Origin of the sequence: Actinosynnema pretiosum (genome assembly GCF_024171695.1) — a bacterium.
Lineage (GTDB): Bacteria > Actinomycetota > Actinomycetes > Mycobacteriales > Pseudonocardiaceae > Actinosynnema > Actinosynnema pretiosum.
On record NZ_JAMTCF010000007.1, the window covers coordinates 217,986 to 231,914 of the forward strand.

15 protein-coding genes are annotated in these 13,929 nt (G+C 75.0%); 11 read left to right on the forward strand and 4 right to left on the reverse strand.

Annotated elements, in window-relative coordinates:
- Window positions 1-140: 140 nt before the first annotated feature.
- On the reverse strand, window positions 141-953 hold the full coding sequence (locus LV78_RS16510; RefSeq protein ID WP_253846132.1) for a dienelactone hydrolase family protein: 813 nt from the start codon (window positions 951-953) through the stop codon (window positions 141-143).
- Window positions 954-1,087: 134 nt separating this feature from the next.
- On the opposite strand from LV78_RS16510, the gene glmS reads away from it, so the two are divergent.
- The 6 genes from glmS to LV78_RS16540 all read left to right on the forward strand — a co-directional run bounded on the left by glmS (window position 1,088) and on the right by LV78_RS16540 (window position 7,874).
- Window positions 1,088-2,950 carry a glutamine--fructose-6-phosphate transaminase (isomerizing) gene (gene glmS, locus LV78_RS16515; RefSeq protein ID WP_253846133.1) on the forward strand — a complete coding sequence of 621 codons (1,863 nt, stop codon included), beginning with the start codon at window positions 1,088-1,090 and terminating at the stop codon, window positions 2,948-2,950.
- 115 nt (window positions 2,951-3,065) lie between these two features.
- A complete protein-coding gene (locus LV78_RS16520) occupies window positions 3,066-4,469 on the forward strand; it encodes an NAD(P)H-hydrate dehydratase (protein ID WP_253846134.1) in 1,404 nt (467 codons plus the stop codon).
- 115 nt (window positions 4,470-4,584) lie between these two features.
- A complete protein-coding gene (alr, locus tag LV78_RS16525) occupies window positions 4,585-5,685 on the forward strand; it encodes an alanine racemase (protein WP_253846135.1) in 1,101 nt (366 codons plus the stop codon).
- Window positions 5,682-6,782 (forward strand): alpha/beta fold hydrolase, encoded by a 1,101-nt coding sequence (locus LV78_RS16530; RefSeq protein ID WP_253846136.1) that lies wholly within the window; start codon window positions 5,682-5,684, stop codon window positions 6,780-6,782. Before alr ends, LV78_RS16530 begins: the two co-directional genes overlap by 4 nt.
- Complete coding sequence (gene tsaE / locus LV78_RS16535; RefSeq protein ID WP_253846283.1) at window positions 6,782-7,291, forward strand: tRNA (adenosine(37)-N6)-threonylcarbamoyltransferase complex ATPase subunit type 1 TsaE; 510 nt, start codon at window positions 6,782-6,784, stop codon at window positions 7,289-7,291. The genes LV78_RS16530 and tsaE overlap by 1 nt, the downstream gene beginning before the upstream one ends.
- 61 nt (window positions 7,292-7,352) lie before the next feature.
- Window positions 7,353-7,874: an AMIN-like domain-containing (lipo)protein gene (locus LV78_RS16540; protein WP_253846137.1), complete on the forward strand. Its 522-nt coding sequence runs from the start codon at window positions 7,353-7,355 to the stop codon at window positions 7,872-7,874.
- A 72-nt stretch (window positions 7,875-7,946) separates the two neighbouring features.
- Here the strand turns inward: LV78_RS16540 and LV78_RS16545 are convergent, their stop codons facing one another.
- The 3 genes from LV78_RS16545 to LV78_RS16555 are packed head-to-tail and all read right to left on the reverse strand — an operon-like array spanning window position 7,947 to window position 9,994.
- Window positions 7,947-9,287 (reverse strand): acyl-CoA synthetase, encoded by a 1,341-nt coding sequence (locus LV78_RS16545; RefSeq protein ID WP_253846138.1) that lies wholly within the window; start codon window positions 9,285-9,287, stop codon window positions 7,947-7,949.
- 30 nt (window positions 9,288-9,317) lie between these two features.
- On the reverse strand, window positions 9,318-9,623 hold the full coding sequence (locus LV78_RS16550; RefSeq protein WP_253846139.1) for a thioredoxin family protein: 306 nt from the start codon (window positions 9,621-9,623) through the stop codon (window positions 9,318-9,320).
- Window positions 9,611-9,994 carry a MerR family transcriptional regulator gene (locus tag LV78_RS16555; protein WP_253846140.1) on the reverse strand — a complete coding sequence of 128 codons (384 nt, stop codon included), beginning with the start codon at window positions 9,992-9,994 and terminating at the stop codon, window positions 9,611-9,613. Before LV78_RS16555 ends, LV78_RS16550 begins: the two co-directional genes overlap by 13 nt.
- Window positions 9,995-10,063: 69 nt before the next feature.
- On the opposite strand from LV78_RS16555, the gene tsaB reads away from it, so the two are divergent.
- The 5 genes from tsaB to groES all read left to right on the forward strand — a co-directional run bounded on the left by tsaB (window position 10,064) and on the right by groES (window position 13,899).
- Window positions 10,064-10,747 carry a tRNA (adenosine(37)-N6)-threonylcarbamoyltransferase complex dimerization subunit type 1 TsaB gene (gene tsaB, locus LV78_RS16560; protein ID WP_253846141.1) on the forward strand — a complete coding sequence of 228 codons (684 nt, stop codon included), beginning with the start codon at window positions 10,064-10,066 and terminating at the stop codon, window positions 10,745-10,747.
- A gap of 11 nt (window positions 10,748-10,758) precedes the next feature.
- Window positions 10,759-11,202, forward strand: a complete 444-nt coding sequence (rimI, locus tag LV78_RS16565; RefSeq protein ID WP_253846284.1) for a ribosomal protein S18-alanine N-acetyltransferase — start codon at window positions 10,759-10,761, stop codon at window positions 11,200-11,202.
- Window positions 11,195-12,247, forward strand: a complete 1,053-nt coding sequence (tsaD, locus tag LV78_RS16570; protein WP_253846142.1) for a tRNA (adenosine(37)-N6)-threonylcarbamoyltransferase complex transferase subunit TsaD — start codon at window positions 11,195-11,197, stop codon at window positions 12,245-12,247. The genes rimI and tsaD overlap by 8 nt, the downstream gene beginning before the upstream one ends.
- A 222-nt stretch (window positions 12,248-12,469) precedes the next feature.
- Entirely contained in the window at window positions 12,470-13,267 is a 798-nt protein-coding gene (locus LV78_RS16575) for a hypothetical protein (protein WP_253846143.1), read from the forward strand.
- A 338-nt stretch (window positions 13,268-13,605) separates the two neighbouring features.
- The gene (groES, locus tag LV78_RS16580; protein ID WP_015805227.1) at window positions 13,606-13,899 is read left to right on the forward strand and encodes a co-chaperone GroES; all 294 of its coding nucleotides are present in this window, start codon (window positions 13,606-13,608) and stop codon (window positions 13,897-13,899) included.
- Window positions 13,900-13,929 lie beyond the last annotated feature (30 nt).

The following is a 13,929-nucleotide window of genomic DNA, read 5'->3' on the forward strand; positions in this document are numbered from 1 at the left end:
TCGGGGAGGGGAGCCCCTCGCGCCGTGCCCCGAGCCCGGTGCCCCGACCCGGCGCACCGGTGTCGGGAAGTCGTCGCGGCGTCCGGGTGGCGTCGCCCGCGCAGGCCCGGCGTCAGCGGCCCGAGCCGCGTGCCGGAGGCCTACAGGCCCAGCGCCGCTCGCTGGTACACCAGCTCCGCTCCGCGCACGTCGTCCTCCAGCAGCGCGTCCCAGCGCCGCTCGCCCTTGAGCACCCGCAGCAGGAACGCCGTCACCAGCCCGCGCGCCAGCCGCTGCGCCGACCGCTCGCCCCTGCCGTCCAGCAGCAGCTCGCTCCAGTGCCTGCCCTCGGTGAACCCCAGGTGCGAGGCCTTCTCCAGCATCCGCACCTGCACCGGCCCGCGCCACGCCTCCGCGATCGCCTGCGCGTGCCCGATCGGCGGCGCGATGCGGTCCTCGCCGCCCGCCAGGTGCAGGCCCGGCACGCCGACCTCGCGCGCCGCGTCCAGCGCGGACGGCCTCGTCTCGGTCGCCGCCAGGGTCACCACCGCGCGCGCCCTCGGGTCCCGCGCCGCCGCCAGCACGGCCGCGCCGCCGCCCGTCGAGTGACCGGCGACGGCCAGGCGCTCCGGGTCGACCGAGATGCCGCCCTCGCCCAGCCGCACGCCCGTGCACACGTCGAGCGCCGTGCTCAGGTTCGCGGACATCAGCCTGGCCGACGCGAGCGGGCCGCGCTGGGTGTTCGGGGCCGCCGCGACGATGCCCCACGACGCCAGGTGGCGCAGCAGGCCCCGGTAGCGGGTGGCGGGCTGGAGCCAGCCGTGGCTGAACGCGACGGCGGGCAGGCCGAGGCCGGACGCCGGGGTGTAGACCAGGCCGGGCAGCCCGACGAGGGCCAGGTCGCCCCGCAGCACCTCGTGCTCCCCTGGCCTGCTGAGCTGGTCGAGCACCTGCTTCGCCGAGTTGCCGCTCACCCCGGCAACGGTAGTCGATCGCGACCCGGTGCCGCACGCCACGATTGGTCTACACCAAATATGCGCGTTACCTGCGAAAACGGTGTGAACCGACACGTTCGGGGGACCGCATGAATCTGGCTACCCTGTGCGGTGTGTGCGGAATCGTGGGATACGTGGGCCACCGCTCGGCGTTGGACGTGGTGCTCGACGGGTTGAGGCGCCTGGAGTACCGGGGTTACGACTCGGCGGGCGTCGCCGTCCTGGACGGCGCGGGCGGCCTGGCCGTCGAGCGCAAGGCGGGCAGGCTGGCCAACCTGGAGGCCGTCCTCGACGAGGTCGGCCGGGACGGGTTCGCGGGCACCGTCGGCATGGGCCACACCCGCTGGGCCACCCACGGCGCCCCCGTCGACCGCAACTCGCACCCGCACCGCGACGCCACCGGCCGCGTCGCCGTGGTGCACAACGGCATCATCGAGAACTTCGCCGCGCTGCGCTCGGAGCTGGAAGACCTCGGCATCGAGATGGCCAGCGACACCGACACCGAGACCACCGCGCACCTGATCGCGCTGGCCTACTCGGACGGCGACACCAAGGGCGACCTGCCCGGCAGCGTCCGCGCCGTCGTCCGCCGCCTCGAAGGCGCGTTCACGCTCGTCGTGACGCACGCCGACGAGCCCGGCCAGGTCGTCGCCGCCCGCCGCTCCTCCCCGCTCGTGGTCGGCGTCGGCGAGGGCGAGACGTTCCTCGCCTCCGACGTGTCCGCGTTCATCGAGCACACCCGCGAGGCCGTCGAGCTGGGCCAGGACCAGGTCGTCGTGATCACCGCCGACGGCTACGAGGTCACCGACTTCGACGGCGCGCCCGCCGAGGCCAAGCCGTTCACGGTCGACTGGGACCTGTCCGCCGCCGAGAAGGGCGGCCACGAGTACTTCATGCTCAAGGAGATCGAGGAGCAGCCGGACGCGCTGGCCAACACCCTGCGCGGCCACTTCCGCGACGGCCGGATCGTGCTCGACGAGCAGCGCCTGTCCGACCAGGACCTGCGCGACGTCGACAAGGTCTTCGTCGTGGCCTGCGGCTCGGCCTACCACTCCGGCCTGGTCGCCAAGTACGCCATCGAGCACTGGACCCGGCTGCCCGTCGAGGTCGAGCTGGCCAGCGAGTTCCGCTACCGCGACCCGGTGCTCGACCGCGCCACCCTGGTCGTCGCGATCTCCCAGTCCGGCGAGACCGCCGACACCCTGGAGGCCGTGCGGCACGCCCGCGCGCAGAAGGCCCGCGTGCTGGCGGTGTGCAACACCAACGGCGCGCAGATCCCGCGCGAGTCCGACGCGGTGCTCTACACCCACGCGGGCCCGGAGATCGGCGTCGCCTCCACCAAGGCGTTCCTCGCCCAGATCGCGGCGAACTACCTGGTCGGCCTGGCCCTCGCGCAGGCGCGCGGCACCAAGTACCCGGACGAGGTCGCCCGCGAGTTCGCCGAGCTGGAGGCCGCCTCCGCCGCCGTGCAGCGCGTGCTGGGCACCGTCGAGCAGGTCAAGGCGCTCGGCCGCGACCTGGCCGACTCCAAGGCCGTGCTGTTCCTCGGCCGCCACGTCGGCTACCCGGTGGCCCTGGAGGGCGCGCTCAAGCTCAAGGAGCTGGCGTACATGCACGCCGAGGGCTTCGCGGCGGGCGAGCTCAAGCACGGGCCGATCGCGCTGATCGAGGAGGGCCTGCCGGTCGTCGTGGTGATGCCCTCGCCGAAGGGCCGCGCGGTGCTGCACTCCAAGCTGGTGTCCAACATCAGCGAGATCCAGGCGCGCGGCGCGCGGACCGTGGTGATCGCCGAGGAGGGCGACGAGACGGTGCGCCCGTTCGCCGACCACCTCATCGAGGTGCCCGCCGTGCCGACGCTGCTCCAGCCGCTGGTGTCCACCGTCCCGCTGCAGGTGCTGGCGGCGGAGATCGCCAGGTCGCGCGGGTACGACGTGGACAAGCCGCGCAACCTGGCCAAGTCGGTCACGGTCGAGTAGGCGCGCACGTCCGCCGAGCACGCCGCCCGCCGCCGACCTCCGGCGGCGGGCGGTCGTGGTCTGCCGGGGGTGGCGCCCGCGTGTCCCGCCGAGCGGTCTGGGGCAGTCTGGACCCATGCGGGGTCTGTGGACGACTGAGCGGGTGCGGGCGGCCGAGGAGCGGGTGATGGCGCGCGTGCCGGACGGCGCGCTCATGCGCAGGGCCGCCTTCGGGCTGGCCCGCGTCGCGCTCGGGATGCTGACCGGGCCGCGCCGCCGGGTCGGCCTGCTGGTCGGCGCGGGCGGCAACGGCGGCGACGCCCTGTGGGCGGGCCACTACCTGCGGCGCAGGGGGGTGGCGGTGACCGCGGTGCTGCTCCGGCCGGACCGCGCGCACGCCGAGGGGCTGGCCGCGTTCCGCAGGGCCGGTGGGCGGGTCGTTGACCGGCTGGGCGAGGTCGACCTGGTCGTCGACGGCATCGTCGGGCTGTCCGCGCGCGGCCCGCTGCGCCCGGACGCCGCCGAGCACGTCGCCGCCGTCGACGCCCCGGTGCTCGCCGTCGACCTGCCCAGCGGGATCGACCCGGACACCGGCGCGATCACCGGGCCCGCCGTGCGCGCCGACGTCACGGTCGCCTTCGGCTGCCTCAAGCCGGTGCACGCGCTCGCCGACTGCGGCCGGGTCGAGCTGGTCGACATCGGCCTCGGCCCCGAGCTGGCCGGCCCTGACCTGGCCGAGCTGGAGGACGCCGAGGTCGGCGCGCACTGGCCGGTGCCGGGGCGCGCGGACGACAAGTACACCCAGGGCGTCACCGGGATCGCCGCCGGTTCCGCGACCTACCCCGGCGCGGCCGTGCTGGCTGCCGGGGCCGCGCTGCTCGCCACCTCCGGCATGGTCCGGTACGCGGGCGCGGCGGCCGAGGCGGTCCGGGCGTCCTGGCCGGAGTCGATCTGCACCGGCTCGATCACCGACGCGGGCCGCGTCCAGGCCTGGGTGGTCGGGCCCGGCCTGGGCACCGGGCTCAGCGCCGAGGGCGTGCTGCGCGCGGTGCTGGAGGCGGGCGTGCCGGTGGTCGCCGACGCCGACGCGATCACCATGCTGGCCAACAACCCCGACCTGTGGGACGCCCGCGACCCCGGCACCCCGCTGGTGCTGACCCCGCACGACCGCGAGTTCGAGCGGCTGGCCGGACCGGTGGGGCGGGACCGGGTCGCCGCCGCGAAGCGCGCCGCCGAGCGGTTCGACGCGGTGGTGCTGCTCAAGGGCAACGCGACCGTGCTCGCCGGACCGGACGGCCGGGTGCTCGTGAACCGGGCGGGCGCGGGCTGGGCGGCCACCGCCGGGTCGGGCGACGTGCTGTCCGGGCTGGTCGGGACGCTGCTGGCGGCCAGGCTCGACCCGCTGCTCGCGGCGGCCTGCGCGGCGCGGGCCCACTCGACGGCGGCGGACCTGGCCGCGCGCGGCGCGCCCATCCCGGCGTCGGCGCTGCTCAGGGCCGTGCCGGACGCGATCCGCGCGCTGCGGGCAGGCGCCGCGTAGTGGCGCGGGGCGCCCCGCGCGGGTCCAGCGCCTCGGCTCGGCCGGTGCGCTCCCACCCGTGCCACGAGTGGCGCGCCGCCCGCCGATCACCTGCTATGACACCATGAACCGCGCTATGGCTGCTCCCCGCGCTGAGATCGTCATCGACCTCGACAACCTCCGGCACAACACCGCGTACCTGGCCGCCCGCGCGCCGGGCGCCGAGCTGATGGCCGTGGTCAAGGCCGACGGCTACGGCCACGGCGCGGTCGAGGTGGCGCGGACCGCGCTCGGCGCCGGTGCGACCTGGCTGGGGTCCTGCTCCATCCCGGAGGCGCTCGCGCTGCGCGCCGGGGGGATCACCGCGCCCGTGCTGGCCTGGCTCGACACCCCGGACACCGACTTCGCGCCCGCGATCGCCGAGGGCGTCGACCTCGGCCTGTCCACGCCGGGCTCGCTGGAGTCCGCAGCCGCCGCCGCGCGCCGGGCGGGCAGGCGCGCCCGCGTCCACCTCAAGATCGACACCGGGCTGTCCCGCAACGGCTGCCCCGCCGACGAGTGGGAGGCGTTCGTCGAGCTGGCCGCCGCCACGCCCGAGGTCGAGGTGCACGCCGTCTGGTCGCACCTGGCGTGCGCCGACGAGCCCGGCCACCCGGCCACCGACGCGCAGGCCGAGCGGTTCGACGACGCCCACCGCGCCGCCCTGCGCGCTGGCCTCGACCCGAAGCGGCACCTGGCGAACTCGGCCGCCCTGCTCACCCGGCCCGACCTGCACTTCGACCTGGTCCGGCCGGGCATCGCGCTGTACGGGCTCAACCCGGTGCCCGACGAGCACGACCTGCGGCCGGTCATGACGTTCCGCTCCAGCGTGGTGCGCACCAAGCGCATCCGGGCGGGCGAGTCCGTCTCGTACGGCCTGACCTGGACCGCGAAGTCCGACACCTCGCTCGCGCTGGTGCCGGTCGGCTACGCGGACGGCGTGCCGCGCGCCCTGTCCAACCGGATGCACGTGCGGCTCGCGGGCCGCAGGCGCCCGGTGGTCGGGCGGGTCTGCATGGACCAGGTCGTGGTGGACTGCGGGGACGACGAGATCGCGGAGGGGGACGAGGTCGTGCTGTTCGGGACCGGCGTCGACGGCGGGCCGACCGCCCGCGAGTGGGCGGACACCACCGGCACCATCGACTACGAGATCGTGACGGGGATGCACCGGCCGCGCGTGGTGAGGACCTACCGGTGAAGACGCTGTGGAAGGCCGTGAGCGTGGTCGGCGGGGTGCTGGGCGCCGCGGCGACCGGCGTCGCCGTTGGCGTCGCGGCCAACCACCGCAAGGTCACCGGCGAGCGGAACCAGGACGACCCCTTGGCCGACGAGCCCATCGGCAGGCTGCGCCCGACCCGCGAGTCCACCGTGGCCGCCGACGACGGCGTGCCCCTGTCGGCCGAGGAGGTCGACCCGGCGGACGGCGGCGAGACCGAGCTGACCGTGGTGCTCGTGCACGGCTTCGCGCTCGACCGCCGCTGCTGGCACTTCCAGCGCCGCGACCTGGCCGAGCTGGTCGACCCGAGGGTGCGGCTGGTGCTGTACGACCAGCGCAGCCACGGCCGCTCCGGCCGCTCGCCCGCCGAGTCCAACACCATCGACCAGCTGGCCCGCGACCTGGACGCGGTGATCCGCTCGATGGCGCCCACCGGGCCGCTGGTGCTGGTCGGGCACTCCATGGGCGGCATGACGATCATGGCGCTGGCCGAGGAGAACCCGACCCTGTTCGCCGAGCGGGTGCGCGGCGTCGCGCTGGTGGGCACGGCGGCGGGCGAGGTCGGCGGCGCGGGGCTGCCCAAGTCGGTGCTGTCCCGGTACAACCCGGTCACCCTCGGCGTCGGCAGGCTCGCCGGGCTCCAGCCGAGCGCGGTGGAGTGGGCCAGGCGGCGGGCCAACATCCTCACCTGGAGCGGCATCCGGGCGCTCGCGTTCGGCGATCGCGGCGTGCCGACCTCGCTCGTCGACCTGATGGACGAGATGATCGCCGGGATCAAGGTGCAGGTGCTCACCGAGTTCCTGGAGACGCTCGGCACCCACGACCGGTACAAGGCGCTGGCCGGTCTGCGGCACTGCGAGGTGCTGGTGGTCAGCGGCGACGCCGACCGGCTCACCCCGTTCTCGCACGCGGAGCGGATGGCCGAGGAGATGCCGCACAGCGAACTGGTCCGCGCCCCCGGCGCGGGCCACATGGTGATGATGGAGCAGGCCGAGTTGGTGACCGCGCACCTGGTGGACCTGGTGCGCCGCAGCGCGGCCGTCGAGGACGAGGACGGGCGACGGTGGTGGCGAGCGTGATGCTGCCGACGGTGGCGGACACCGAGGGGTTCGGCAGGGCGCTGGGCGAGTCGGCGCGGGCGGGCGACCTGATCCTGCTCGCCGGGCCGCTGGGCGCGGGCAAGACGGCGCTGGTGCGCGGCCTCGCGGCCGGGCTGGGCGTGCGGGGGCGGGTGAGCTCGCCGACGTTCGTGATCGCGCGCGTGCACGACGCCGGTGAGCGCGGCGTGGCGCTGGTGCACGTGGACGCGTACCGGCTGGGCGGCGACCTGGACCAGCTGGACGACCTCGACCTGGACACCGACCTGGTGGACGCGGTGGTGGCCGTCGAGTGGGGCGAGGGCGCGGCGCGGCTGTCCGAGGACCACCTGCTGGTGCGGTTGGAGCGGCGGGACGACGACGTGCGCGTGGCGACCCTGGAGCCGAGCGGGGCGTGGGTCGGGCGGGAGCTGCCGGGTTCCGCGCTGCCCGGTTCGGCGCTGCCCGCTGCGGGGTCCCGCAGCCCGGAGGCCGTCGACCGCAACGGCTGAGCGGGCATCGGTCCCATTCCACGTGACGGGGTCATGGGGGCTCCGTCGTGAGGAGGAACCGATGCTTCGCAGGGTTGCGGTGCTGTTCGCGGCACTGGCTGGGGTGGCCCTCGCACCGGTGGCGGTCGCCGGGGCCTCGCCCGACGCCGACGTCGCGTGCGACACGAACTGGGGAACCGGTGACCGGGACGTCTGGGGCGGCGCGGCCGAGGGCTCGCTGACCGGCGTCCGGTCCGGGCAGCACGAGTGCTTCGACCGGCTGGTGCTTGACCTGGGCGCGGCGGACGCGGCCGGGTTCCACGTCGGGTACCGGGACGAGCTGGGGCACATCGCGAAGGACCAGGTGCTGCCGCTGCGCGGCGACGGCACGCTCGTGGTCCTGGCGGACGTGCCCGGCCAGGGCTACCAGCCGGTGAACCCGGCCGAGGTGGTCGACGTGACCGGGTACCGGACGTTCCAGCAGGTCAGGTGGGCGGGCTCGTTCGAGGGCCAGGTCAAGCTGGGCGTCGGCACGCCCGCCGAGCTGCCGTTCCGGGTGACCTCGGGTGACGGCAAGCTCGTGGTGGACGTGGCGCACTCGTAGGGCTGACGGGGTGCGGGCCGTGGCGGCGGCCCACACCCCACCCCCACCCCCACCCCCACCCGAGCGGGTCGCTCACCGCCGCAGCTCCCGCTTGAGCACCTTGCCGAGGTCGTTGCGCGGCAACGAGTCCACGAGCACCAGCGCGCGCGGTCGCTTGTGCGGGGCCAGCAGCCCGGCCACGTGGTCGGCCAGCTCCTCCAGCGTCGGCTCCCGACCGCCTGCCACCACCCACGCCACGACCCGCTCGCCCAGGTCCTCGTCCGGCTCGCCGACCACCGCCACCTCGGCCACGTCCGGGTGCTCCAGCAGCGCGTTCTCGATCTCGCCCGCGCCGATCTTGTACCCGCCGCTCTTGATCAGGTCCGTGGCCCGCCGCCCCACGATCCGCAGGTACCCGTCCGGCTCCAGCACCGCCAGGTCACCGGTCCGGAACCACCCGTCGCGGAACGCCTCGCGGGTCGCGTCCGGCCGGTTCAGGTACTCGGTGAACAGCCCCGGCCCGCGCACCTCCACCTCGCCGATCTCACCGGGCTCGCCCACCACCCGCACGGTGGTGCCGTCCAGCGCCCGCCCGACCGCGCCCGGCCTGCGGTCGCCCGACGCCCGCACGCTCGTGATGATCAGCGTCTCGGTCATCCCGTACCGCTCCACCACCCGCTGCCCGGTCAGCGCGCTGATCCGCTCGTGCACCGCCGAGGGCAGCGCCGCCGACCCGGACACCAGCAGCCGCGCCTTCCCGAACGCCTCCGCGTGCTCCGGGGCCTGCGCGAGTCGGTGGTACATCGTCGGCACGCCGAACAGCACCGTCCCGTCCCCGGCCAGCGCCTCGGCGGCGGCCTCCGCGGTGAACGACCCCAGGTGGTGCGCCGTCCCACCCCGCCGCAGCGGCCCCAGCACGCCGAGGCACAGCCCGTGCACGTGGAACAGCGGCAGCCCGTGCACCACCACGTCGTCCCCGGTCCACTCCCACGCGGCGGCCAGCGCGTCCAGGTTCGCCGCCAGCGCCCGCCTCGGCAGCACCACGCCCTTGGGCGGCCCGGTCGTGCCGGACGTGTAGATCACCAGCGCGGGCGCCTCGGCGTCCGGCTCCGGGAGCTCCACCACCGGCCCGGTCGGCAGCTCCCCGTCGACCACCAGGTCGGGCGCGCTGTCGTCCAGCACGTGCCGCAGCTCCCGCTCGCCGATCCTCGGGTTCAGCGGCACCACCGGCACCCCGGCCAGCAGCGCGCCGACCACGACCACGCACGTCTCCAGGGTCGGCCTGGCCCACACCGCCACCAGCCGCCTTCCCACGAGCCCGTGCGCGACGGCGCGGGCCCGCTCACCCAGCTCCCGGTAGTCCAGCTCCCCGTCGGGGAAGCGCAGTGCGGTCTTGTCGGCGACGTCGGCATCGGCCAGCGCGGGCAGCAGCATGGGCTACACCGTGCCGCCGCCCGCCATCCGTCACAAGTGCGGTTCGAGCCACGCCACCAACCGCGACTTCGGCCTCGCGCCGACCGACTGCGCGACCAGCTCCCCGTCCCGGTACAGGTTCAGCGTCGGCGCCGACATGATCCGCGCGTCCCGCGCCACCGCCGGGCTCGCGTCCACGTCCACCCGGCTCACCACCACCCCCGGCAGCTCCCGGTCCAGCTCCGCCAGCACCGGCTCCAGCACCCGGCACGGCGGGCACCACGTCGCCCCGAACTCCACCAGGTGCAGCCCCTCGGCGATCCCGGCCCCGAACGTCCCGTCGGTCAGCTCCCGCACGACTTCCCCTTCCGCCTGGCCTCGGCCTCCGCCGAGGCGAGCTGGTCGCGCACCCGTTCCCTGGCCACCTCCAAGCCCGCGATGCACTCCTCGATCTCGGCGAGCTTGCGCCGGTACACCGCCACCGAAGCCGGGCACGACCCGCCGCTCGCGCTGCCGCCCAGCAGGCACTCCACGAACGGGCGGGTGTCCTCCAGCGCGAACCCGATGCTCGTGAGCGACCTGATCTCGGTCACCAGCCGCAGGTCCGACTCCTCGTACTCGCGCCTGCCGTTCGGCCCGCGCCGGTCCGGCAGCAGCCCCAGTGACTCGTAGTAGCGCAGCGCCCGCGTCGTCGTTCCGCAGCGCTGAGCCAGTTCCCCGATGCGCACCGGTGCATCATCGGCGTTGACGTGGACGTCAAGTCCAGTCCCGCCGCCGCGCACCCGTATGGTGACCCGGTGCTAGTGCTCGCCTTGGACACCGCCACGCCCGCAGTGACCGCAGGGGTCGTGGAACTCGAAGCCGGATCGCCGCCGAGGACCCTCGCCCAGCGGGTCACGGTCAACGCCAAGGCGCACGGCGAACTCCTCACCCCGCACCTGACCGAGGCGCTGGCCGAGGCGGGCCGCGCGCTCTCCGACGTGGACGCGATCGTGGTCGGCGCCGGTCCCGGACCGTTCACCGGGCTGCGGGTCGGCCTGGTCACCGCCGCCGCGCTCGGCCACGCCCTCGACCGCCCGGTGCACCCGGTCGCCACCACCGACGCCCTCGCGCACGACGCCGCGACGGGCGCGCCGCTGCTGGTCGCCACCGACGCCCGCCGCCGCGAGGTCTACTGGGCCGCCTACGACGCGGACGGCCGCCGCACGCACGGCCCGGACGTCGAGCGCCCCGCCGAGCTGGCCGGGAAGCTGGCAGACCTCGGGCTCGCGCAGGCCGTCGGCGAGGGCGCCGCGCTCTACGCCGACGTGCTCGGCCTGCCGGTGCTCGACGGCCACGCGCACCCGTCCCCGGCAGGCCTGGTCGCCGCGGCGGCCGACGCGCTGCTCTCCGGCGCCGAGCCCGCCCCGCTCACCCCGCTCTACCTGCGCCGACCGGACGCCGTCGAGCCCACCGGCCGCAAGCGGGTGACCCGCCCGTGAACACCGGCACGGTGGTGCTCTCGCCGCTGCGCCCCGAGGACGTCCCGCGCTGCTCCGAGATCGAGCACCGGCTGTTCCCCGGCGACGACCCGTGGAGCGAGAACTCGTTCCTCAGCGAGCTGAGGGCGGGCAACTTCTACCTCGGCGCCCACGCGGACGGCGAGCTGGTCGGCTACGCGGGCCTCGGCCTGACCGACTTCGAGAGCAGCGTCCACACGATCGCCGTCGAGACCGCCTGGCAGGGCAGGGGCATCGGCAAGGCCCTGCTCCGCGCGCTGCTGGCGCGGGCCGACCGGGACGGCCTGCCGGTGTTCCTGGAGGTCCGCACCGACAACGAGCCCGCCATCGCCCTCTACCTCGCGCACGGCTTCGAGCACCTCGGCCTGCGCCGCCGCTACTACCAGCCCTCCGGGGCCGACGCCTACACCATGGGAAGGCCCGCGAACCGTGACTGACCGGCTCATCCTCGGCATCGAGAGCAGCTGCGACGAGACCGGCGCGGGCATCGTCCGCCTCGGCGCGGACGGTGGCATGGAGCTGCTGGCCGACGAGGTCGCCTCCAGCGTCGAGCAGCACGCCCGGTTCGGCGGCGTCGTCCCCGAGGTCGCGTCCAGGGCGCACCTGGAGGCCATGGTCCCGTCGATGCGGCGGGCGCTGGAGACGGCCGACGTCGACCTCGCGCAGATCGACGCCATCGCCGTCACCGCCGGTCCCGGCCTCGCGGGCGCGCTGCTGGTCGGCGTCTCCGCCGCGAAGGCCTACGCCGCCGCGCTGAACAAGCCGCTGTACGGCGTCAACCACCTGGCGGGCCACGTCGCCGCCGACACCCTCCAGCACGGGCCGCTGCCCGAGCGGTGCCTGGCGCTGCTGGTGTCCGGCGGGCACTCCCAGCTGCTGCTCGTGGAGGGCCTGGCGTCGAGCATCACCGAGCTGGGCTCCACCGTGGACGACGCGGCGGGGGAGGCCTACGACAAGGTCGCCCGGCTGCTCGACCTGCCCTACCCCGGCGGTCCGCCGATCGACAAGCTCGCCAAGCAGGGCGACGGGTGCGCCATCGCCTTCCCCAGGGGGCTGACCGGGCCGCGCGACGCCAAGTACGACTTCTCGTTCTCCGGCCTGAAGACCTCCGTGGCCCGCTGGGTCGAGCGCAGGGAGGCGGCGGGCGAGGAGGTCCCGCTGGCCGACGTCGCCGCGTCGTTCCAGGAGGCGGTGGCCGACGTGCTCACCGCCAAGGCGATCCGGGCCTGCCGGGACCTCGACGTGGACACCCTGGTTATCTCCGGCGGGGTCGCGGCGAACTCGCGGCTGTCCGGGCTCGCCGCCGAGCGGTGCGCGGACGCCGGGATCACCCTGCGCGTGCCGAGGCCCCGGCTGTGCACCGACAACGGCGCGATGATCGCCGCGCTGGGCGCGCACCTGGTCGCGGCGGGCGCGAAGCCCTCGGACCTGGCGCTGTCCACCAACCCCGGCCTGCCGGTCGACGTGGTCCAGGTCCGCTGACACCGGGTCGACCAACACAGGGTCGACCACCACCGGGTCGACCAACGCCGGGGCCGCCCGCGCGGGCCGCTCAAGCCCCCCCGTCCCGAGTTCACCCGGTGGTGTGGTGCGTTCAGCCCACACCACCGGGCTTGATCCCTCCCTAGCATTCGGCGCAACCGGTTGCGCGCCCCCTGACCAGGGGTGATGGCCGCCTCCGGCGAGACGTTGCCACGGGGAGAGATGTCCGCTTCACCGCACCTGAAGAAGTACTTCGCCCAGCGGATGCGAAGGTCCACCACGTCCCTGCTGCTGTGGGCGGTGCTCGTCAGCGGCATCGTGCTCCTCGGCGGCTCCGCCCTGGGCACGCTCACCGCCGAGCACACCGAGGTCACCGCGACCGCCGTCGCCGAGACCACCACCTCCCAGACCACGGGGAGCCGCCGCAACCGGGCGATCGAGCAGGTCCCGGCGCTGCGGGTCGAGTTCGAGCACGCGGGGGAGCGGCGCGAGGACGTCGTCGTCGCGGGCGACCGGGTCGTGGGGGACCGGTTCCCGGTGTTCGTGGACGGGGAGACCGGCGAGGTCCGGCTCGCGGTCCCGACCGTGGCCACCGCGACCTGGGTGCTCCTCGCGGTGCTGACCCTGGTCGCCGGGCTGTGGGCGTGGATCAGCTTCGGCGGGGTGCTCCGCACCGCCCGGCTGCGCGCCTTCGACCCCGACGCGGCGGCCGAGCGGTTCGCGCTCGCGGTCAACCGGATCACCCCGGTCAAGATCGGGAAGTCGGAGTTCCTGCACGTCACCGGCGTGGTCGGGGCGGGCACCGCGACGGCGCCCGAGCACGGCGCGGGCCAGGTGGTGCGGCTGGCGGCGCTGGTCGACGTGCTGCCGCCCGCCGACCGCATCCCCACCCAGCTCGACGTCCGGCTGGTCCCCGACAACGGCGTGGTGACCACGGCGCTCGTGCGCGGCCCCGGCGAGGACGGCTGGTGGGCGGCGTCGGTCGTGCCGGAGGAGACCGCCCAGTCCCGGCGGGTCTGAGGCCCACCCGCCCCCGAGTCGCCCGCTCGCCGAGCCGCCCGCCCGTCGATCCGTCCACCCTTCGGGAACCCGGACCGCCCCACCCGCGTTACCGCTGCGTCCGGCCCGGTGCCGCGGCGCTCCGCGCTCGCCGTCGACCACGGATTCCGGGCAGGATGGGCGTCGCCACCTGATCGGGCGACACGAGAGGGTCGGGGGGTCGTTGAACCGTTGGCACTCGAATGGGTAGAGTGCTAGCCGTACGGCACCGGCAACCGCCCCGACCCCCGCGACGGCGGGGTGGCAGGAGCCGTAAACGCAACCTGCCAACGCTTTCGACGACCGTGGAGGTCAGCCCGGTGAGCGTGAACATCAAGCCGCTCGAGGACAAGATCGTCGTCCAGGCCAGCGAGGCCGAGACCACGACGGCTTCCGGCCTCGTGATCCCGGACACCGCGAAGGAGAAGCCCCAGGAGGGCAAGGTCCTCGCGGTCGGCCCCGGCCGGATCGACGACAAGGGCAACCGCATCCCCGTGGACGTGGCTGTCGGCGACGTCGTCCTCTACTCCAAGTACGGCGGCACCGAGGTCAAGTACAACGGCGAGGAGTACCTGATCCTCTCCTCCCGCGACGTGCTGGCCGTCATCAACTGACGTCCGACCGCACCGTCCACGCAAGGCGCC

Excerpts from the sequence above, each read along its gene's own strand:
- alr (WP_253846135.1), top strand. The coding sequence starts at position 4,585 with ATGGCTGCTCCCCGCGCTGAGATCGTCATCGACCTCGACAACCTCCGG.
- LV78_RS16540 (WP_253846137.1), top strand. The coding sequence starts at position 7,353 with ATGCTTCGCAGGGTTGCGGTGCTGTTCGCGGCACTGGCTGGGGTGGCC.
- LV78_RS16545 (WP_253846138.1), bottom strand. The coding sequence starts at position 9,287 with ATGCTGCTGCCCGCGCTGGCCGATGCCGACGTCGCCGACAAGACCGCA.
- tsaE (WP_253846283.1), top strand. The coding sequence starts at position 6,782 with ATGCTGCCGACGGTGGCGGACACCGAGGGGTTCGGCAGGGCGCTGGGC.
- LV78_RS16575 (WP_253846143.1), top strand. The coding sequence starts at position 12,470 with ATGTCCGCTTCACCGCACCTGAAGAAGTACTTCGCCCAGCGGATGCGA.
- LV78_RS16520 (WP_253846134.1), top strand. The coding sequence starts at position 3,066 with ATGCGGGGTCTGTGGACGACTGAGCGGGTGCGGGCGGCCGAGGAGCGG.